Origin of the sequence: Candidatus Arthromitus sp. SFB-turkey, assembly GCF_001655775.1 — a bacterium.
Classification (GTDB): Bacteria; Bacillota; Clostridia; order Clostridiales; family Clostridiaceae; genus Dwaynesavagella; species Dwaynesavagella gallinarum.
Genome location: NZ_LXFF01000009.1, coordinates 65,201 through 86,555, shown reverse-complemented (window position 1 = coordinate 86,555; position 21,355 = coordinate 65,201). Strand labels below are relative to the sequence as shown.

The 21,355-nt window shown below is 24.1% G+C and carries 22 protein-coding genes and 1 pseudogene; 15 read left to right on the top strand and 8 right to left on the bottom strand.

Going from position 1 to position 21,355, the window contains the following annotated elements; all coding sequences use genetic code 11:
- Positions 1-14 precede the first annotated feature (14 nt).
- A complete protein-coding gene (locus A6P36_RS01510; protein WP_066760439.1) occupies positions 15-1,370 on the bottom strand; it encodes a lipid II:glycine glycyltransferase FemX in 1,356 nt (451 codons plus the stop codon).
- A 119-nt stretch (positions 1,371-1,489) separates the two neighbouring features.
- Here A6P36_RS01510 and rsmI point away from each other — a divergent pair, with 119 nt between their 5' ends.
- Positions 1,490-2,329 carry a 16S rRNA (cytidine(1402)-2'-O)-methyltransferase gene (gene rsmI / locus A6P36_RS01505; protein ID WP_066760438.1) on the top strand — a complete coding sequence of 280 codons (840 nt, stop codon included), beginning with the start codon at positions 1,490-1,492 and terminating at the stop codon, positions 2,327-2,329.
- A 33-nt stretch (positions 2,330-2,362) separates the two neighbouring features.
- Here the strand turns inward: rsmI and A6P36_RS01500 are convergent, their stop codons facing one another.
- From A6P36_RS01500 to A6P36_RS08320, 5 genes and pseudogenes are all read right to left on the bottom strand, one after another.
- Positions 2,363-2,608, bottom strand: coding sequence for an AbrB/MazE/SpoVT family DNA-binding domain-containing protein (locus A6P36_RS01500; RefSeq protein WP_066760437.1), 246 nt, complete (start codon positions 2,606-2,608; stop codon positions 2,363-2,365).
- Between the two features lie 428 nt (positions 2,609-3,036).
- Entirely contained in the window at positions 3,037-3,813 is a 777-nt protein-coding gene (locus A6P36_RS01495) for a M15 family metallopeptidase (RefSeq protein ID WP_066760436.1), read from the bottom strand.
- A 65-nt stretch (positions 3,814-3,878) separates the two neighbouring features.
- The gene (locus A6P36_RS01490; RefSeq protein ID WP_066760435.1) at positions 3,879-4,883 is read right to left on the bottom strand and encodes an LCP family protein; all 1,005 of its coding nucleotides are present in this window, start codon (positions 4,881-4,883) and stop codon (positions 3,879-3,881) included.
- Positions 4,884-4,950: 67 nt separating this feature from the next.
- Positions 4,951-5,693, bottom strand: a pseudogene (locus A6P36_RS01485) (acyltransferase family protein); the annotation flags it as partial.
- Between the two features lie 2 nt (positions 5,694-5,695).
- Positions 5,696-5,991, bottom strand: a 296-nt coding sequence (locus A6P36_RS08320; RefSeq protein ID WP_242861611.1) for an acyltransferase family protein, incomplete at its 3' end; no start/stop codon positions are given.
- A gap of 175 nt (positions 5,992-6,166) precedes the next feature.
- Here A6P36_RS08320 and A6P36_RS01480 point away from each other — a divergent pair.
- The 3 genes from A6P36_RS01480 to A6P36_RS01470 are packed head-to-tail and all read left to right on the top strand — an operon-like array spanning position 6,167 to position 9,854.
- A complete protein-coding gene (locus A6P36_RS01480; RefSeq protein ID WP_066760433.1) occupies positions 6,167-7,282 on the top strand; it encodes a glycosyltransferase in 1,116 nt (371 codons plus the stop codon).
- A gap of 42 nt (positions 7,283-7,324) precedes the next feature.
- Complete coding sequence (locus A6P36_RS01475) at positions 7,325-8,434, top strand: glycosyltransferase family 4 protein (protein ID WP_066760432.1); 1,110 nt, start codon at positions 7,325-7,327, stop codon at positions 8,432-8,434.
- Positions 8,435-8,441: 7 nt separating this feature from the next.
- Complete coding sequence (locus tag A6P36_RS01470; protein WP_066760431.1) at positions 8,442-9,854, top strand: hypothetical protein; 1,413 nt, start codon at positions 8,442-8,444, stop codon at positions 9,852-9,854.
- A 35-nt stretch (positions 9,855-9,889) separates the two neighbouring features.
- On the opposite strand, the gene A6P36_RS01465 is transcribed toward A6P36_RS01470, so the two are convergent.
- Both A6P36_RS01465 and A6P36_RS01460 read right to left on the bottom strand, forming a co-directional pair.
- A complete protein-coding gene (locus tag A6P36_RS01465; protein WP_242861610.1) occupies positions 9,890-10,813 on the bottom strand; it encodes a DUF4214 domain-containing protein in 924 nt (307 codons plus the stop codon).
- A gap of 23 nt (positions 10,814-10,836) precedes the next feature.
- Positions 10,837-11,826 carry an LCP family protein gene (locus A6P36_RS01460; RefSeq protein ID WP_066760429.1) on the bottom strand — a complete coding sequence of 330 codons (990 nt, stop codon included), beginning with the start codon at positions 11,824-11,826 and terminating at the stop codon, positions 10,837-10,839.
- 174 nt (positions 11,827-12,000) lie between these two features.
- On the opposite strand from A6P36_RS01460, the gene A6P36_RS01455 reads away from it, so the two are divergent.
- The 11 genes from A6P36_RS01455 (at position 12,001) to A6P36_RS01405 (ending at position 21,354) form a co-directional block, all read left to right on the top strand.
- A complete protein-coding gene (locus A6P36_RS01455) occupies positions 12,001-12,882 on the top strand; it encodes a YihY/virulence factor BrkB family protein (protein ID WP_242861609.1) in 882 nt (293 codons plus the stop codon).
- A 10-nt stretch (positions 12,883-12,892) separates the two neighbouring features.
- On the top strand, positions 12,893-14,023 hold the full coding sequence (locus tag A6P36_RS01450; RefSeq protein WP_066760447.1) for a glycosyltransferase: 1,131 nt from the start codon (positions 12,893-12,895) through the stop codon (positions 14,021-14,023).
- Between the two features lie 3 nt (positions 14,024-14,026).
- Positions 14,027-15,334: a lipopolysaccharide biosynthesis protein gene (locus A6P36_RS01445; protein ID WP_242861608.1), complete on the top strand. Its 1,308-nt coding sequence runs from the start codon at positions 14,027-14,029 to the stop codon at positions 15,332-15,334.
- Between the two features lie 100 nt (positions 15,335-15,434).
- Positions 15,435-16,082 carry a sugar transferase gene (locus A6P36_RS01440; RefSeq protein WP_066760445.1) on the top strand — a complete coding sequence of 216 codons (648 nt, stop codon included), beginning with the start codon at positions 15,435-15,437 and terminating at the stop codon, positions 16,080-16,082.
- Between the two features lie 23 nt (positions 16,083-16,105).
- Positions 16,106-17,137, top strand: a complete 1,032-nt coding sequence (locus A6P36_RS01435; RefSeq protein ID WP_066760427.1) for a mannose-1-phosphate guanylyltransferase — start codon at positions 16,106-16,108, stop codon at positions 17,135-17,137.
- Between the two features lie 77 nt (positions 17,138-17,214).
- Positions 17,215-18,069 carry a glycosyltransferase family 2 protein gene (locus A6P36_RS01430; RefSeq protein ID WP_066760426.1) on the top strand — a complete coding sequence of 285 codons (855 nt, stop codon included), beginning with the start codon at positions 17,215-17,217 and terminating at the stop codon, positions 18,067-18,069.
- Between the two features lie 18 nt (positions 18,070-18,087).
- Positions 18,088-18,957, top strand: a complete 870-nt coding sequence (gene galU / locus A6P36_RS01425; RefSeq protein ID WP_066760425.1) for a UTP--glucose-1-phosphate uridylyltransferase GalU — start codon at positions 18,088-18,090, stop codon at positions 18,955-18,957.
- Entirely contained in the window at positions 18,958-19,551 is a 594-nt protein-coding gene (locus A6P36_RS01420; RefSeq protein WP_066760424.1) for a cysteine hydrolase family protein, read from the top strand.
- A 105-nt stretch (positions 19,552-19,656) separates the two neighbouring features.
- Positions 19,657-20,004 (top strand): single-stranded DNA-binding protein, encoded by a 348-nt coding sequence (locus A6P36_RS01415; RefSeq protein WP_066760423.1) that lies wholly within the window; start codon positions 19,657-19,659, stop codon positions 20,002-20,004.
- A gap of 142 nt (positions 20,005-20,146) precedes the next feature.
- Positions 20,147-20,476, top strand: coding sequence for a PadR family transcriptional regulator (locus A6P36_RS01410; RefSeq protein ID WP_066760422.1), 330 nt, complete (start codon positions 20,147-20,149; stop codon positions 20,474-20,476).
- A gap of 17 nt (positions 20,477-20,493) precedes the next feature.
- Positions 20,494-21,354, top strand: a complete 861-nt coding sequence (locus A6P36_RS01405) for a pentapeptide repeat-containing protein (protein WP_066760421.1) — start codon at positions 20,494-20,496, stop codon at positions 21,352-21,354.
- Position 21,355: the final 1 nt, after the last annotated feature.

Sequence of the window (21,355 nt, the reverse complement as noted above, 5' to 3'; positions counted from 1 at the left end):
TCTTACTTCTTTTATTATTTTAGAGCATTTTTATTATAAATTGTATTTCGTATTTCTTTGAATTTTGGAAATATTTTTTTGAATAGGAAATATATTTTTTTATCGTTTATTAAAGTGTATTCCCCAATAAATTCTATAAAGTCTCCATTAAACATTTTTTTAAATTTATATAGACCATACAATGGGTTATTTTCATTTAAATCTCCAGAAACACCTCTAAAATCATAAATGCTATGTGATTCTTCTATGCTATTTTTAATCATTTCATATTGCATTAAGAAGTTAGGCATTGTATCACGTAATATATTGTGTGATGCTCCATATAAATACCATGCTTTTTTTCCCCAATGAAGATATATTGCACCAGATAAATATACCTCTTTGTTTTTATATTTAGAAATTATGTGAAGTTTATTTTCAAGTGATTCTAGTTGAGATTCATTTAACGCTATTTCTTTTTTTCTTGATTCAATTTTTGTATTAATTTTATTTATTTTATCATTTTCAGTAGTGTTTTTTAGAGATTCTTCAAGATCTATAAGTTTTATTTTTGCACTATCCATATTTGATTTACATTTGTTTATTTTTTTATAGATGTTGTCTTTATCTATATCGTAGGAATATTTTACGAGGTATAATTTACAATATGGATTTAAAATTTTCATCATATTATAGAAATAATCCTTTTTACGTACTATGAAATTATCTCTTTTTCCAGTTATGTCCATCAAATCTTGAAATATTTCAATCTTATTTTCAGGTAAATTATCAAAAGTATAACTTTCAACACTGAGTCCTCGTTCAATTCCTAATTTTATATTGTAACGAGCTTTACTTGAGAAGTGTTTTAATATGTTTGTTTTTATTTCTTCTTTTGTTAAATTTTCTGAACTTTCAGGTAGTTTTAGACGGAAAACAAAATTTGGCTGAATATTTTCGAAATTTTTAGAACTATTTTCTACGTATCCTAAACTTTTGAGAGTATTACAAATTTCAATGCTTTCTTCAATTTTTATGTTATTTTCACTTAAATGAATATCTGGATCTATTGTTATAAAAGCTATTTTATTATCTTTTGAAAAAGTTTTTAAGAAATTTGTGAATTCTTCTAGGAGATATTTATTTTTATAATCACATACAAAACCACGTGGAATATATGCTAATTTATAATTTAACAAAGGTAATTTTCTTATAAGAATTATACAACATAAAACTGTATTATTATCATTATCAAAACCTAATATGGATTTGTGTGTCCATTCATTTTTAAAAAGTGCCCAATAGGAACTTTGAAAAATATGCCCTTTAGGAGAGTTAAACGAAAATTGATCTAATTCTTTAGAGTTAATTTCTTTAAATGTATAATTCACTTAAGTGCTCCTTCCAATTATAGTCAGTTAATAGTATATAGTAAAAAAAAAACATTTTCAATAATGGGGGAGTTTATAATATAATTTTTGTTGTACAATTTAATATAAGAGAGGTTTATATGGTTTTATATGTAGTTGCTACACCTATTGGAAATATAAAAGATATTACTTATAGAGCAGTTGAAATTTTAAAAGAGAGCGATATTATACTTTGTGAAGACACTAGGTGTTCTTTAAAGATGCTTAATTATTATGGAATAAGGAAAAAATTAATTTCTTATCATAAATTTAATGAGTATAAATTAATTGATAAAATTATAGAAGATATTTTAAATGGTGTTAAATATGTTTTAATTAGTGATGCAGGTATGCCTGGTATAAGTGATCCAGGTAAAATTTTAATTAATAGATGTATTGGAGAAAATATAAAAGTTGATGTACTTCCAGGTGCATGTGCTTTAATTAATGGATTTGTTTTAAGTGGTTTTAAAAATGATATTTTTACTTTTATAGGTTTTCTTCCTAGAAATACAAAGAAGATGAAAGAAACTATAAAGTTAATGAAAGAAACATATACAGCTCTTATAATTTATGAGGCCCCACATAGACTTTTAAATACATTAAATCTTTTGAAAAATGAATTTGGGGAGAATACTAAAATATATATAGGGCGAGAACTTACGAAATTATTTGAGGAAAATTTTAGAGGAACTATAGAAGAAAGTATTTGTTATTTTGAAGGCTCTAAAATAAGAGGAGAGTTTGTAATTTGTATAGAGAATTATAAAAAAGACAATATACAAATAGATGATGATTTCATTTTAAATGAGTTTTATGAAAATAAGAGGAGATTTAATTTAACAACTAAGGAAAACGTAAAGAAAATATGTGAAGAGAATAATTTAAAAAAGAATTATGTTTATGATTTAATAATAAATAGAATAGATAAAATAGAATAAACCTCACGATTTTAAAAAAAGTGAGGTTTATTTTTATATAAAAACATTAAGTTCTGATAAGCAATTTTTACAAACATTTTTCTCTTTAAAGTTATGTATATCTTTTGCATCTCCACAAAAAATGCACGCTGGTTCATATTTTTTAAGAATTATGTGATTTCCATCTACATAAATTTCAAGAGCATCTTTTTCTCCTATATCTAAGTTACGTCTTAATTCTATTGGAATAACAATTCTCCCTAATTCATCTACACGTCTTACAACACCAGTTGATTTCATTTAAAAATAATCCTCCTAAAAAACTCTTAAAAGAGTATATTTTCTAACTATACAAACATAAATATATATTTTTTTCATATAATTGTCAAGATTTTACAATACAAAAAATGACAAAAAATTAGGTATGTCAAAAGACATACCTAAAATTTTAACAAGTGGAATGTTTTGAAGATATTTTAAAGTTTGTTCCAAAAACTCCTTTAGAATGAGAAATTGTTGAATCATCTAAAAAGTCTTCAAATTCATTATTTACAAGGAAAGTTATATCATTAACTTTAACAGTTATATCATCATCTTTAATTTGTTCATCCAGAACAATTGAAAAGGTAGGACCTCCTCATCCAAAACCAGCCATGTTTAATCGTACATATTTTTTACATTTCTTTTCTAATTGACTTTTTAAAAGCTCACAAGTTTCATTAGACACGTTAATTTTCATTAATTTCACCCCCTTTCATTTTATCGTTTATAGTTTGTACATATTCATTTAAACTTATATTAATTACAGGATAATTCAAGTAATTAGAATCATCAAAATGCCACCATTCTGTATATATTGGTTTAAATCCATGTTTAATCATTACATTTTTTAAAAGTTCTGCATTTTTAATTTGTGTATTAGATGCTCCAACATAACTTCTATGAGCTTTTTCTGAAAATTCATCAAAGTTTGTAGGCATATCGATTTCATTTCCATTTAAATCTGTTAAAGTTATATCAATAGCACAAGCTCTATTGTGATTAGAACCACCTTTATAAGGATTTGCTATATAATTACTATTAGGCAAAATTTCCCATAAAATTTTTTGAACATAAAAAGGTCTATAAGCATCCCAAATTTTAATTTTGTACCCAAGTGATTTAAATTCTTCTTGAGCATTTAAAATTTTTTTAAGGGTTTCTTCATGAAGTACAGCTACATCAGCGTCATATAGAACTTTCTTTGTAAAATTATTTTTAGATGCGTAACGTATATCTAATATCATGTCATGAGGGAAAGAATTTAATAATTTAAGACCATTTATAGATGCTTGTGAAGTTGAAAATAAATCTTTATTATTTGTTGAAGAAAAATTATTTATTATTATTTGCTCTTCTGTTTGTGTAATGTTATTGTGAATTAAATATAAACCACCTAAAAATAAAGATTGAACTAAAGATATTATAATTATAAGTGTACTAATAATTAAATTCAATATAATCACCTTATAAGTATTTTGTATTAAAAAACAAAAACTATGTAATTTAATAAATTACATAGTTTTATATTTTAAGGTAATATATCGTCGAAAATATACTTATGAAGACTTTCTGTAGTTTTTTCTTGATCGAAAGTTAAATACCATACTCCATTTATTATTTTTCCAGAGTCGTTGAATTCTCCTTCAAAAGGAGCTCTTGTTTGTTCTATTTCATATCCACCTAATAATAAATTAGCTCCTATGGATAAAAGTTTATTTAAAGATAAACTTGTTTCTATGGAGTCAATATATTTTTCAACTAGTGAAGTAAGTTTTATAGGAGACATGGTTTTTGCTTTATCAATCATAGCTATTATAACTTTTCTCTGTCTATCGGTTCTTTCAAAATCTCCATCTCCAACAGATCTTATACGAGCATAAGATAAGGATTGAATGCCTGATAATGTTTGAACTCCAGAAGATTTAATTGTGTGATCTCCACTTACTCCTAAAAGGCGTTGATTTTCCTTTATATATTTATTTAAATTATTTATTTCTTCAGATTTTACATCTAATTCAATTCCACCTAGTTCGTCTATAATTTTAGGTAAATTAAAGAAATCTAAGGAAATATAATCTTCTATGTTTAAGTTAAAGGTGTTATTTAATGTTTTAATAGATAGTGAAGGTCCTCCGTAAAAATACGCATGATTTAATTTATCTTTTCCAACACCATCAATATTTACATAAAGATCTCTCATTATAGATATAAGTTTAACTTTTTTTCGTGATGAATCTATAGTTATAAGCATTATAGCATCAGATCTAGGAGTTTCATCTGAAGTTCTTCTATCTAATCCAAATGCGGCAATTGTTATAATTTTTCCATTTGAAAGCTCTTCTGAATTATTTATAAGGTCTTCATTTATGCCTAAATCATCTTTATTTAAATTATTTTCAATAGATGAGATTTTTGATAAAAGTTTTAAGCTTTTTCCAGTTAATAAACCACCAACAAATAAAATAACAACAATAGATATATACAAAATTATTTTCATTACATTTTTAAATTGCTTAGAATCATTGTTAAGCATATGTTTTACCCTCTAATAATAAATTAATTGTTAAAGTATATCATAAATATTTTATAAATAAAACTTTTTAGTTGATACCAAGTATAATTTTTTTAGTAAAATTAAAATTTCTTAATATAAATTTCGAAATAATAATAGGAGAAAATCCTAAAATTAGTGAAATCAATACAACTAAATGATAATTTAAATTAAATATTTGGTAAAAAATAATTCTACAAAATATTTGTGGAAACCATGATAGTAAATAAATATCAAAACTATAATAAGAAATTTTTTCTAAAACAAAACCTAGTTTTTTAAAAGGTTTGAATTTATAAATTATTATGCAGTTTACAAAAGATATATATATCCCAAGTAGTGCTTTTAAAATATATAAAAAATTTGACAATGTTAATGATAAAGGATTTTGATTATTTAAAGTTACGTTTATGTTTAAAATGAAAATTATGTAAGGAATTAATATTAAAAATATAGAACGTAAAAATATAGAACGTATTTGTTTGAATTTGAAATTAAAAAACACATTTCTATTTTTCATGTAATAATCTCTTAAGTAAACTCCAATAAAAAAGAAAATTGAATATTTTAATGTTGTTGTTATTCCCATAAATTGAATATTGTTCATTGGAATAATAGATAATACAAAAAATAATGATAAAACAATATATTTATTTAATTTTACGACTATTGGAGAGAACAAGAACATTAAAAATAGAACATATATAAACCAAAAAAATATTATTGGATTATTCCAAGGGTATAAAAATATGTCAATTAATACTTCAGACAAAACAACTGCTCTTTCTGAAANNGTTAGAAAACTTATTGTAAAATAAGGTATCATTAGTTTTTTAAATTTACTTGAAATAAATAGTTTGTATTGTTTAAATGAATTAATAGTTAGTATTTTATAAGCGAAAAAACCAGATATCATAATAAATAGAGGCATATGAAATGAGTATATAAGAGAATGTATGTATTTATATAATTGAAAATTTGTTTCATCTATATAAGGAAAAGAGTGTCCTAAAACTACTAAAAATATACCAATAGCTCTTAAATAATTAAATTCTATGAGGTTTATTTTATTTTCTTTTATGTTATTCATAATTTTGATGCTCCTTGTAAGAAATTTAAATGCAATTATAGTATTTATTTTAGAACATTTTGTATACTTTTTTTATAAAAATAATAAAAATTAGTAATATTTATACAAAATATGTTGTTTTTTTTATATAATTAGTGAATACTAAGGTTAAATGGAAAAAAGTAGGAGTGAATTTATGAAAATTGCTTTAGTGCATGATTGGCTTCCTTTTATGGGAGGAGCTGAAAGAGTTGTTACTAATTTTTTAGAAATATTTAATGATGCAACTATATATACAAGTGTTTATAATAGGGAAAAATTAGAAGGAATACTTAAACATTGTAAAATAGAAGGATCGTTTCTTCAAAATATAAAAAGTGCTGTTAAAGATCACAGAAAATTTTTTCCGTTAATGCCTATAGCTTTTGAGATGTTTGATTTAAATAATTATGATGTTGTTTTAAGTAGTAGTTCATCTTGTGCTAAAGGAATAATAACTAATCCTGATACGTGTCATATTTGTTATTGTCATTCCCCTATGAGATATGGATGGGAATTTTATTATGAATATATACAAAATGCTGGAAAGTTAAAAAAATTTTTTGTTAAATACATAATGAATTATATGAGAATGTGGGATAGAGTTTCTTCAGACAGAGTTGATTATTTTATAGCAAATTCTAAAAATGTAGCTAAGAGAATTTGGAAACATTACAGAAGAGAAAGTTTTGTTATACATCCTCCTGTTAGAAGTAAATTTTTTAGTGTAAGTGAAGAAAAAGAAGATTATTTTTTGGTTGTATCAAGGCTTCAGGAGTATAAAAAAATTGATTTAGCAGTTGAAGTTTTTAATGAGTTAAAGCTTCCTCTTGTTGTAATAGGAGATGGTCCTATGAGAAGTGAAATAGAAAAGAAGGTTACTTCTCCTAATATTAAAATTTTAGGAAGACAATCAGATGAAGTTATAAAAAGCTACTATAGTAAAGCAAAAGCTTTTTTATTTCCAGGAGAAGAAGATTTTGGTATAACACCATTAGAAGCTCAAGCAAGTGGTACACCTGTTATTGCGTATGCAAAAGGAGGAGCTCTTGAAACTGTTGTAGAAGATAAAACAGGAGTATTTTTTAATGAACAAACTGTTAGTTCTATGAGCGATGCTGTAAAAAGGTTTAATAATATGAATTTTAATAAGAAGGAAATAAGAGAACACGCAGAGAAATTTGATGAGGAAATATTTAAGGTTAAGATAAAGAATTTTGTTGATGAGAAAAGCAGAGAATTTAAAAGAATTGAAAAATGGAAAGTTTTATAAAATGGATGTTATAAAAATTTTATGGTTTCAGGAGAATAGTGTATGATTTTATTTAATGCACTTCAAAAATCTATTAGTGCTGGAATTGGAAGATATAGTTTTGAGTTATCGAAAGAATTATATTTTTTGCTTAAGGATGATATTAAAATAATAATTCGTGAGGAAGATTTAAAGGATTATAGTTTTGTTAATTCAAAGTCGCTTTTGATATTTAAAAATGTAAAAAATTCTAAAGATAGAAATTTATTTGAACAAATATATATACCAAAACTTATTAGAGAAAAATTTAAAGATAGAGTTGTTCATTATCCAGATAGTATGGCTCCAATTTTTTTAAAAAGTAAGAGAATTGTTATAACTGTTCATGATTTAGCTTTTAAAACCCTCTCAGATGCTTTTACTAAAAAAACTGTTTTATGGAAAAATTTTATGACTAATATTTCTGTTAATAAATCAAATAAAATAATTGCAATCACAAATTTTTCTAAATCTGAACTGTGTAAATACTACAAAAATATTGATTATAAAATACATGTCGTACATAATGGATTTAATAATTTAAGTGAAACGGAAATATGCGCTGATAATGTTTCTAAACGTGTAAGAGATATGTGTTTAAATAAATATATACTTACAGTTAGTACAATATCTCCTAGAAAAAATATAGATACTTTGATTAAAGCTTTTAATTTAATTAGAGATAAACATAAGGTTAATTTATTAATTGTTGGATCTAATGGATGGCTTTATGAAAGTATATATGATTTAGTTGAATCTCTTAATTTAAAAGATAGAGTTATATTTACAGGAAAAGTTAATGATGACGAACTTAAATATTTATATAAAAATGCAGGAGTTTTTGTTTATCCCTCTCTTTATGAAGGGTTTGGTCTTCCACCTCTTGAAGCTATGAGTTATGGAGTGAAAACTGTAGTTTCAGATGTTGAGTGTTTAAGAGAAGTTTTAGGGAATAAATGTATTTATTTTGATCCTAAAAATGAGGAAGAGCTTTCTAAAGTTTTACATGAAACTTTTAAAGATCATAGAGAGGAAAGTTATTATGATTATAAGGAAATTTTAAGTAAATATTCTTGGAAAACATGTGCTGAAGAAACAGTTAAGGTATATGAAAAAATTTTGAAAGGAGTATAAGCATTAAATGTACTTTACTTTTATAGGTATAGTTGTTCTAATTATTACGCTTTATTTAGTTTTTTTTACAAGAACTAGAACACTTTTTTATTTTACATTTATTATGTCTGCATTTACAGCAACTAGTATGATAAATTTTCCTAAATATAAAAATTCAGTGATTTGTTATTACATAGTTGGAAGTTTCCTGATTTTAAAAGTTATATATGAAGTAATTATTAAAAGATATACCTTTAAAAAAATTAGATTTGTAAATGGGTTATTATATTTTTTGATATATGCTACTATATCTCTTGTTTTACCTATTGTGTATTCTTCAGGAACCTTAGTGTTTACTCCAGATTCACCTTATGATTATGTTTCTTTTTCAGTTCAAAATATAACTCAGTATTTATATTTGTTATTTGCATTTATGATTTATCTGTGTAGTTATATGGTTGTTACAAATGAAGTTAAGGTTAATATTAAAGGAATTATAAATATTACTACGGTTACGGTTTTATCACTTGGTTTTGTACAATTTTTCATTTCACATAATTATTTTGATTTTTTATTTAGAACTAATTATTCTCATATGGTTCAGTATTTAGAAACAGGTCTTACGAGAATTTCTTCTGTTACTAATGAGCCTTCTATGCTTGCGATGTTTTTAACCCCTATTTTTATTTATTATTTTATTAATATTATTAAGGGATTTAGAGATAAAAAAATAATTAAGTTTGATATTATTATGTTTATTTTGATATTAATTACAGCTATTTTAAATAGATCTTCAAGTTTTTATTTAGCAATAGCAATAGTTTCATTTATACTTTTAATTGATTTCTGGAAAGATATATTTAATAGTAAAAATAGGGAGTTGTTAGAGAAATTTTTTAAAAATAAGATACTTGTATTTGTTAAGAAAAATAAGATAAAAACTTTTTTAATACTAATGGTATTTTTAGTATTATTTGCCATTGTTTTTAGAATAATTGGGTTTAGATTTTTAATTTTAATTTTAAAACTTTTAGGATTAGATGATTCCGGAAGTACGAGAATTGAATTATTTTCTTATCATATGAGTGTATTTTTAAAGAACATATTAACAGGAGTTGGTTTTGGAACTTTAAGATCAAATGATTTATTATCTATGTGGTCTGCACAAGTTGGGCTTTTAGGAATGATACCACTTATATATTACTTTACTTCAAGATTTATATATATTTTTAAAAATAGAAATATTGGAGAAAACAGAAGTGTATTTTATTTAATAGTCACCACTATTATAATACTTATGACTTCGGTTCCTGAACCTTATTATATATATACTTGGATATATATAGCTATTGGAGAAAGTATATATATGGATAATAGTATATCAAATAAGGCTATAGATAAACTTACTCAAGTAAAATATGAAATTGATGGAACGGTCTAAAAAAATAGAAGCATTATTTTTATGCTTCTATTTTTTTAAAATTTTAAGTTTAGTTTTGTAGCACGCTCTTCTAACTCTGCTTCATTACAGATGGATAATATTATTTTAGATTTTGAAGTTTTAGTATCCATTTCTTTTTGATATTCTATAAGCATATTTAACCAATAGTTATATCCAGTTTGATCAGGTTCTCTATTTGCAATTATAGAATACATAGATGTTATAAATTCTTCATCAGATAGATCTTTATCTATAAATTCCTTCTCATTTAAAATATTTATTAGGAAATTTCTTACTGAGTATTCGTGAGAAATTAACTTATTATACCAATAGTTAAATCCATATTCTTCAGGATCTCTTGAGAAAGTTTTTTTGTATACATCTGATATAAATAATCGTATTTCGTCATCATTTGAAAAATTATTGGTTTGTATATATGATGTTGAATTTGAAAAATTACATTTGTTAAGAGCGTTATCTACCATAATAAGTCTAATATTTGGTGTTCCTATAAAAAGATTATTATTTGTATTTATTATGCTAAATGGAACCTTACACTCTTTTAATAATTTAGCTTTTAATTTTATAAACTCCACTTCTGAATCTGAAGTTTTTCCATTATGATTTCCAGTAAAAGTTGCGTAAAAATTTAAAATTTTTGCATTTTCGTTCATTAAATTAAAGTTAGAATTAAATTCTATAGGCTCATTTTCAAAGAAATTTCCAAGTTCAACAGATAATATGTCAATTATATTTGGGTTAAATTTTAAATCAAAAGATAATGAAAATAAATTTTCAACTTTAGAAGATGTTAAGTATAGATAAAATTCTTCATTTATATTTATGGACTCATCATTTGTTTTTATGGTTACATCTGGATGTGAGGAAATAGCATTTGTAGTTATAGGAGACGCAATCATTAAAAACATAATTATTAATAATTTTAAATATGTTTTCAAAATAATCCCTACCTTTTAAAAAATTATTTACAATTTGATTTTTCAGAATCACCATAAGGATGAATGTCTTCAAATATATATTTTTGCATTAAATCTTTAGTTTTATCCTTGTTAAATGTTAGATACCAAATATTATTAATTAATTCTCCTCTACAATCTTCATCTAAGGGAAATCTCATTTGTTCAATGTTGTTTATTTTGTTAAATATTATATTTTTTGCTATTGAAATAGCTTTTGATGTAGAAATACTTGTTTCTATTAATTCAGGTGCCATATTTATAAATCTTAGGTATTCAGTGTATGGAATAGATTTTATTTTTTGATATAAAGCCATGAATATTCTTTGTTGTCTTTCGCTTCTTTCATAGTCATCTCTTCCAACTTTTCTTATTCTAGCGTAGGCTAGAGTTTGTATTCCATTTAAAATTTGTGGTCCTTCATTTGTTATGTATGTAGGAGCTTTTGACTCTATATGACTTATTTCTTGTATGCATTTGTTTAAATAAGGAATTTCCTTCTTTTTCACATCAAGAGAAACTCCACCAATTAAATCTATAATTTTTTCAACATTGTAAAAATTTACAGTTATGTAATCTTTTATATTAAGTCCATAAGTTTTGTTAAGAGTTTTTATTGCAAGCTCTGATCCTCCAAAAGCGTATGCGTGATTTAATTTATCATTTCCAAATCCATCTATTTGAACACGAGAATCTCTCATAATAGAATTTAATTTGATTTTTTTATTTTGTTCATCAATAGTTATTATTGTTATAGAATCTGATCTTTTAGGTTCATGTTCATATCTAAAATCAAGACCAAATAGAGCTATATTTGTAATTTTTTTATCACTAAACTTATTTAAAATGTTTTCTTCTATACCTAAAAGCTCATTTGATAAAATATTGGTGTTATTATTTTTTATAAATGTGTTTTCAAAAAAAGAAGAAAAATATCCTAAAAATCCTAAAAAAATTATAAATATTACTAAAAATTTGTATTTTAAACTATACATACTAACACCTCATAGAGTATTTATAAAAGTAGTATGTTCATAAAAATTAGAAATATAAATAAATATTATTGGAAATAATCCCTTAAATTTAATTCTTTATTTGGTATAATAATTTATTATTTATATGACTATAATAACTATTTAATGGACATTTTTATTAAGGTAGGTGAGAAGTTGGGAAAAATATTTAGAAAAATAATATTTTTTATATATATTTTAATAAAAAAAATGGATGATGATGAATTAGTTGCTTTATCTGCTCAATTATCTTATAGTTTTGTTTTAGCATTTTTTCCATTTTTTATATTTTTAATGACTGTAATAGGTTTTTTAAAGTTAGATAGTCAACAAGTTTTAATATTTCTTGAAGCCCTTCTTCCAACTGAAGTTTATTCTTTAATACAAAACATGGTAAAGTTTGTTATTGATTCCAGAGAAGGATCTCTATTATCATTGAGTTTATTTTTAAGTATATGGTCTAGTTCTGCGGGATTTCGTGGAGTTATGAGAGGTCTTAATAAAGCCTATAACGTTGTTGATACGAGAAATTATATTGTAAAGATTATTTTATCTATTTTGTATACAATAGGACTTGTTTTTTTAATAGTTTTAATGTTAATTCTCGTTGTGTTTGGTGGAATTATAGGAGATTTATTTGTTAAATTTTTCGTAGATTATGTTGACGTAAATATAGTTTTAAATTCTTGGTATTTAATAAGATATACTTTTATAATTACCCTTATGGTTACTGTTTTTGCCATAATTTATTATTATGTTCCTGTTGTAAAAAATAAAAAATTAAGTAAGGTTTTGCCGGGAGCTATATTTACAACTATAGCTTGGATTGGTATATCTATAGCATTCACTTTTTATGTAAACAATTTATCAAATTACTCAGCTCTTTATGGAAGTATAGGGGCTGTTATAGTTCTTATGATTTGGTTATTTTTGACTTCTATGATAATACTACTAGGTGGAGAAATTAACGCAATTTTATCAGGGAAAAACTTAGAGCTTCTTAAAAGAAATAATAATAAGGGAAGTATTTTAAATTGATTTGTTTGAGGTGGATATTCTGAAAAAGATTTTAATTTGTATATATAATTTGCAAGGTGGAGGAGCCGAACGAGTACTTATAAATTTTTTAAATTTAATAGATGAAAAAAAGTTTAAAGTTACTCTTTTAGTTTTAAAAAAAGAAGGTGTATATTTAGATAAAGTACCTTCTCATATTAAAGTTATATATGGATTTAAAACTTTATTTGGAAGAAAAATTTCAAATAAGGTTTTAAAATTTTTTGATGGTAAAATTTTACATAAAATATTTATTAAGGAAAAATTTGATGTTGAAATTGCATTTTTGGAAGGTTATGCTACAAAGTTAATAAGTGGATCTTTATATAACAGTAGAAAAATTGCGTGGGTACATGCAGATTTTAAAAATTATCATTGGACTAATAAAATGTTTACATTAGATGAGGAAAAAAAATATTATGAAAAGTTTGATAAAATAGTTTGTGTTTCTAAATTGTGTTTAAAATCTTTTAAAAATATTTTTGGATTTGAAGAAAAGTTAAATGTAATTTATAATGTATTAGATAAAAGTTTAGAAAGTTACGATAAATTTAATTTTAAAAATGTATTTAAGGAATTTAAAACAACAAAAATAATTTGTGTAGGAAGGCTTGAAAGAGAAAAGGGTGCAGAGAGACTTATATATGCTTTTAAAGATGTTTTAAGTTGTGGTAATAAAAATGTTACTTTGTTTTTATTAGGGGATGGTTCATTAAGGGAGAAGTTAGAAAAAATAGTTAATACAAATGGATTAAGTGAAAATATAAAATTTATATCTTTTAAGGAAAATGTTTATGATTATATTCTTTCTAGTGATTATGTAATCGTTCCATCTTATTCTGAATCTTTTTGTTTAGTTATTGCAGAGGCTGTTTGTTTAAATAAAGTTTGTATATCAACAGATACAGCTGGAGCTAGAGAAATTTTAAATAATGGAGAATATGGGGTTTTAGTAGAAAATTCTGAAGAAGGTATAAAAAATGGTATATTAAAGGTCTTAAATGAAGATTTTTCAAAAGATAAGTATGAATCTAAACTTTTAAAGTGGAGTTATAATTTTAAAAACGAAAGTATAATGGAAAAAATAAATGAGTTGATTAATTTTGAAGATAAGGAAACATAACAGATGAAAAGTATTTCTTTGTTTAAGGATAAAATTTTTAAAAATAATATTGCTAAAAATTTTTTGGTAGTTTTTTTAGGAGATGGATTTTCATCGGTTTTAACTCTTTTAAATTTAAGTATAATGATAAAAGTTTTAGGTTTAAACGAAAGTTCCATTGTAAATCTTGTTATATCATATACACTTGTTTTTGATACTATATTTAATTTTCAATCTTTTAATTCGATTATAAGGTTTTTACCTAGAGCGTTAATTGATAAAGATTTTTTAAAGGTAAAAGGTTATTTGCAACAAGGTTTTATTTTAGATATAGTTACAGCTTTAATTTCTTTTTTTGCTGCTAATTTGTTTTTAGAATTTATATGTAATATATTTAAGTGGGATAGAGATATTGTTAATTTAATTAGAGTTTATTCTTTTTCTATTCTTTTTAATTTAACAGGAACTAGTATAGGTATAATAAGAGTATTTAATAAATTTAAATATTCATCTTACATAAATGTATTTGTTAATTCTTTGAAATTTATTTTTTATTTATTATCCTTTATTATAAATGTAAATATGTGGTATTTTATACTCGTAGAGTTATGGTTTGGCTTAATTAGCTCTATATTGTTATTAATTGTTACAAATTTTATTATATTTAAAAATAATCTTAGAGGAATTTTTAAAAACAAGGTTGTTTGGGATAAGGAGTTTTTAAAATTTAATTTTTATTGTAATTTTATGACGACTCTTGATGTTCCAATAAGTCATTTAACACCATTTTTAATAAATAAATTTGTGGGAATTGAATTTATAAGTATATATAAAGTTATAGAAAAAATTGGTGGTATTGTTGCTAAAATTGCTTCTCCTCTTTTAAATATAATTTATCCTGAAATAAGCACTAAAGTATCAGAGGAAAAAGAAAAAGAGGCCATTTCATTGGTCAGGAAGTTATTTTTTATTATAATTTTATTTGGAAGTTTAATTATAGTTTTTTTAAGTTTAACCTATAAATTATGGATAAATATTTTGATTTTAGATGGAGAAAAGTATGTATTGAATGTTTTATTTTACGTGTTATTTGTTATAATTAAATTTTCATTTGTTGGAGTTTATCCGCTTTTTATATCTTTAGGATACATAAAGTATAATGTTTATATTGTAGTTATTGCCAATTTAATTTATTTAGGAGTTATACCGTTTTTTTCGAGTAATTTTAATATAAATGGAGTTATAATTTCACAATGTATACAGGTGTTTATAGTTATTTTTATGCAAATTTTAATAATGAAGAAAGGATTTATATCTAGAGCTAAACTTTAGTTTAATAGACTATAAAAAATTTATGTGTTAAAATTAAGTTATTATGTAATGTATTAAATGGAGGATTGTATTGGATAACATATATTTATTAGATGATAATATGGACATTCATTTTATACAGCGTTCAAAAAAATATAGAAAGTCATTTATATATGAATTCATTAAAAGAACTATTGATATTGTCGTATCACTGTTAGCTTTAATATTTTTATTTCCTTTAATGGTAGTTATAATGATTTTGATTAAAATTGATTCTAAGGGGCCTGTTTTATTTTCGCAAAATAGAGTTGGAAAAAATGGGAAAATATTTAGAATGTATAAATTTAGATCAATGGTTACAAATGCAGAAGATTTATTAAAAGAACTTAAAAATAAAAATGAAATGACTGGACCAATGTTTAAAATAAAACATGATCCAAGAGTTACAAAAGTTGGTAGATTTATAAGAAAAACAAGTTTAGATGAGCTTCCTCAACTTATAAATGTGTTAAAAGGAGATATGTCTTTAGTTGGACCAAGACCAAATCTTCCAAGAGAGGTTAGGGAGTTTGATAAATGGATGCTTGATAAATTGGTTGTTAGACCAGGACTTACATGTTTTTGGCAGGTTATGGGTAGAAATTCAATTGGATTTGTTCAATGGATGAACCTTGATATTGAATATGTTGAAAAGAGAAATTTGAAATTAGATATGATTCTTATATTAAAGACTGTTAAGGTATTTTTTGGGGATAATACTGCAAGTTAATTTGGAGAGGGTGTAAAAAATATATGTTATGTGCGCTTATAATGGCTGGAGGTAAAGGAACTAGGTTTTGGCCACTATCTACTGAAGAGAAGCCAAAGCAATTTTTGAATCTTCTAGGAAATGAAACGATGCTTCAAATGACATATAACAGAATAAATAAGCTTGTGCCAAAGGAAAGAATATTTATATCAACAGGACTTAAATATAAAGACTTAGTGTTTGAACAATTAAAAGGTATTTCACAGGAAAATATAATAATTGAGCCTGAATCTAGAAATACTTCTGCGTGTATTTGTTTATCAAGTTTATATATTAAGAAAAAATTTGATAATTGTAATGTTATAGTGTTGCCATCAGATCATTTAATAAAAAATGAAAATGAGTTTATAGATACTATAAGTTATGCAAATCAATTTTTGATTGAAAATAATACTGGAATTGTTACTTTTGGAATTAAACCAAATAGACCTGAGACAGGATATGGTTATATAAATTCAAAATTTAATAATTTAGATAAAATAAGTAAGGTTAATTCTTTTGTGGAAAAACCTGATTATAGTACTGCACTTAAGTATATTAGTGATGGGAATTATTATTGGAATAGTGGTATTTTTGTTTGGAACGTAAATGTTATATTAAATTTAATAAAAAAATTCTTAAATAATACATATGAAGTTTTAAGTCCTATACTTGATTTGTCTTTTGATGAGTGTGAGAATTTTATAAATAAAAATTATAGATTAACTGAAGATATATCTATTGATTATGGAGTTATGGAAAGATATGATAATATTTTTGTTATTGAAGGTAAATTTGGATGGGATGATGTTGGAAGTTGGTCGAGTGTTGATAGGTATGGAGAAAAAGACAATAATGGGAATGTGTTAAATTCTAGTGGAGTTTTAATGAAATCTAGTAATAACATAGTTTTGACTAAAAAGAAAATTTTACTTAATAATGTTGATGATTTAATAGTTGTTGAAACTGATGATTGTATTCTTGTTTCGTCAAAGGAACATGCGCAGGATATAAAACTTGCAAGAAATTATATGTAGTTTTTAAAGAGTTAATTATTTCAATTAACTCTTTTAGTTTATTTTTATGAAAATTAAATTCATTGGAGTGAAGTTATATGAAATTTTCGTTAGTAATGGCAACTCTTGGACGCTCTGAAGAAATAAAAATATTTTTAGATTCTTTAAGTGCTCAGGATTATAAAAATTTTGAACTTATTATAGTGGATCAAAATGAAAGAGATATTTTAAGAGACATTGTAGATGAATATAAACAAAAATTTTATATAAACCATATTAGAATAAGAGAAAAAGGATTATCTTTAGCTAGAAATATAGGAATAAAATATGTAACAGGTGATATTATAGCTTTTCCAGATGATGATTGTGCTTATAGTGAGGGAATTTTAACTTTTATAAATAATTTTTTTAATCAAAATAGTAATATTGATTTTGTGACCTTTAAACTTAGAGATAAAGATAGTGGTGTAGATTCAAATTTAAAATGGTATAATCATGATGTTGAAATTACTTATCAAAACATTTTTAGAACAGTAATAAGTCCATCTATATTTATTAAATTTAAAAATATAGATGATGTATTTTTTGATGAAAATTTAGGTGTTGGAAGAAAATTTGGATCAGGTGAAGAAAGTGATATGGCTTTAGAACTTTTATACAGAGGGTATAGAGGAAAATATTTAACAAATTTTATAATATATCATCCAAATAAGAAGGAACCAATGGAAAAAATTTATTCATATGGGCTCGGATATGGAGCTACTATAAAAAAACATGTAAAGCTGAGAAATGGTAAGTATTTTGTATTAAATTATTTATTTAAAGATTCTATTTTAAAGTCTTTAGCAGGAATGTTTGTAAATGTTTTTAAATTTAATTATTATGAAGTGAATTCTTATAAAAAACGAATGATATCAAGAGTTAAGGGATATTTAGAATATAAAATTAATTAAAAGATGGAGATGAAAAAAATGTCAGTTATTAGAAAAGCTATAATTCCTGTTGCAGGATTTGGAACGAGGTTTCTTCCTGTAACAAAATCTATACCTAAAGAAATGATTCCTATTATTGATAAACCAACCATTCAATATATTATTGAGGAAGCAGTAGAGTCTGGAATCACAGATATTTTATTAGTTACGAGTAAATATAAAAAATCTATAGAGGATTATTTTGATAATTTTAAGGAATTAGAGAGTGTTTTAGAATCTTCAAAGAATTATGAAATGCTTGATATGATAAAAAATATTTCTAATATGGTTAATATTACATTTGTAAGACAAAAGGAACAAAAAGGTCTTGGGCATGCTATATATCAAGGAAAAACTTTTGTTGGAAATGAACCATTTTGTGTTTTGCTTGGAGATGATATAGTATATAACAGAGATAAGCCCTGTTTAAAACAGTTAATAGAATGTTATGAAGAGTATGGAGGAAGTGTACTTGGAGTTCAAGAAGTTAAACATGAGGATGTTTCTAAGTATGGAATTGTAGATGGAAATAAAATTTCAGAAAATATTTATAGGGTAAATAATTTAATAGAAAAACCTTCTATGGAAGAAGCGCCTACAAATATTGCTATACTTGGAAGATATGTTATAAGCTGTAAAATATTTGAACATTTGGAAAAAGAAAACTATGGAAAAAATGGAGAAATACAATTAACAGATTCCATAACAAATTTGATTTCAACAGAAGAGGTATATGCTTATAAGTTTCAGGGAACAAGGTACGATATTGGTGATAAAGTTGGATATTTAAAGGCTACCATAGATTATTCGTTGAGAGATGATAAAATAAAACATATAATAAAGGATTATTTAGGAGAAAAATTAAAGTAAATGTTTAAAATCAAGGTTGATAAGAATTTTAATTTAGATTATGAAAAAAGTGTCTTAATAGTTATTGATATGGTAAAGGGATTTACGGATATAGGAATTTTAAGAAGTGATTTTATAAAGAATATTGCTAAGGATATTAAGAAGTTTTGTTATAAATTTCCCAATGTAATAGCTATCAATGATAATCATAAAAACGAAGATTGTGAATTTGATGTTTATCCTAAGCATTGTTTAGAAGGAGATTTTGAAAGTGAATTATGTGAAGAACTTTTAGATATTGAATTTAAACATGTTTTAACAAAAAATTCTACTAATAGTTTTTTTTCAAATAATTTTATTCAAATATTTCAAAAATATATAGATGATAATTTTAATTTTGTCGTGGTTGGGTGTTGTACAGATATTTGTATTTTACAGTTTTGTTTGACTTTTAAAGGGTATTTAAATTCTATAAATAAGAATTTAAATATAATAGTCCCTAAAGATTTAGTTGAGACTTATGATGGAGAAAATCATCCAAGAGATAAGATTCAGAATGCTTCTTTATATTTGATGGATAATATGGGTATAAAGCTTATAGAAAGTGAAATATAAATTTATAATAATATACTTAAAATTTATGAAAAATTGTATAAATTGCTCAAAATTAGAAATAATTCATGTAAAAGGATTTATTTATAATTAGGAGGAATTTTTAAGGTGAATAAGATATTATTAGTTGGAAGACTTGTAAAGGATCCTGAACAAAGAATTATAGAAGATTCTCAAAAAACATTAACAAAAATAATTATTGCTGTAAATAGAGATTATAAGGAACCAGATGGAGAGAGAAAAGCCGATTTTATTCCTGTTTCTTTTTGGGGGAAAAAAGGTGATATAATAATTAAGCATTTGCATAAGGGTGATTTAATAAGTGTTGGTGGACGACTTAGAATGGGATCTTATGTAGATAAAGATGGTAATAAAAAATATATAAGTGATGTTGTCGCTGAGGATTTTAGATTTGTAAGAAATCAATTTAAGATGCCGGAAATAAATGTTCAATAAAAATTAGTTATAAGGTGAGCTTTTAGATCACCTTTTTTTATTTTTTTTAAAATTTATTTGTAGTTTTTTAATTTGAATATATAAGATAGTACTTTGACAATCATAGTATTTTATATTATAATGAATTTAGGAGGATAAGATTATGAGTGAGAGAAGTTTAAAATTTAATTTATTGAGAGGACATACAGATACCATAATTTTAAAACTCTTATATGAGGAAGATCGTTATGGGTATGAGATTATTAAGTTAATTACTAAAAATTCTCAAGGAGAATATGAACTTAAAGAAGCCACAATGTATTCTAGTTTACGTCGTTTAGAAGCAGATGGAGATGTTGTATGGTATTGGGGAGATGATACTAAAGGTGGAAGGCGTAAATATTTTAAGATAACAGAAAAAGGCAAGAAAACTTATGAAAATAATAAAAAAAATTGGGAGCATTCTAAAAAGATTTTAGAAAAATTATTGTAAATTGGAGGAGTTTTTGTATGAATAGTAAAATTAATAATTATGTAAATGAGTTGTTCGAACCTTATAGGGAAACTAAAAGCATAGAAGATATAAAAAATGACTTGTTATGTGATTTAAATGAGCGTTTTGAAGAATTAGTATCTCAAGGAAAAAGTGAAGAGCAAGCTATATCTGAAACATTAGATAGCATTGGAGATATTGATGAACTTTTACAAGATACAATTAATTTAACTCATAAATTAGAGAGAAAGTTAAGTTTTAGAGGTGGAGATTTTAAAAATAGTGATTTGAAAAATTCTATTTTAAAAGATAGTAAATTTAGTGGAAGTTCTGTTAAAGATGCAGATTTTTCTGGATCAGATTTAACAGCATCAGTATTTAGCGCTAGTGACTTAAAAAGAATTAATTTTCATAAAGCTAATCTTACCGATTGTAAATTTTATGCTAGTGATATTAAAGAAGGAAAGTTTAAAGAAACTATTTTAGTTAGAACTCATTTTGATACATGTGATTTGAAAAAATCTGAATTTGTAGAATGTAAATTTAAGGAAGTTATTTTTTTAAAATCAGATTTAAAAAAGGTTGAGTTTAAAAGTTGTTCTTTTGAAGATACGCAGTTTAAATATATAGATTTAGAAGATCAAGATTTTGAAGGATGTTCATTTAAAAATGTTAATTTTGATAAAGCTTATTTAAAAGAAGCAAGTTTTAAAAATGCAACCCTTCAAAATGTAAGTTTTATTCCTGAAAATCCTTTGACAAATAAATATCATAAGATGATCAAAAGTATAGATTTTGAAGGTGCTTGTATTGACAAAGTAACTTATAATTATTTAAAAGGATTTGGAATAGAGCTTTCAGGAGTTAAAATAATATAAA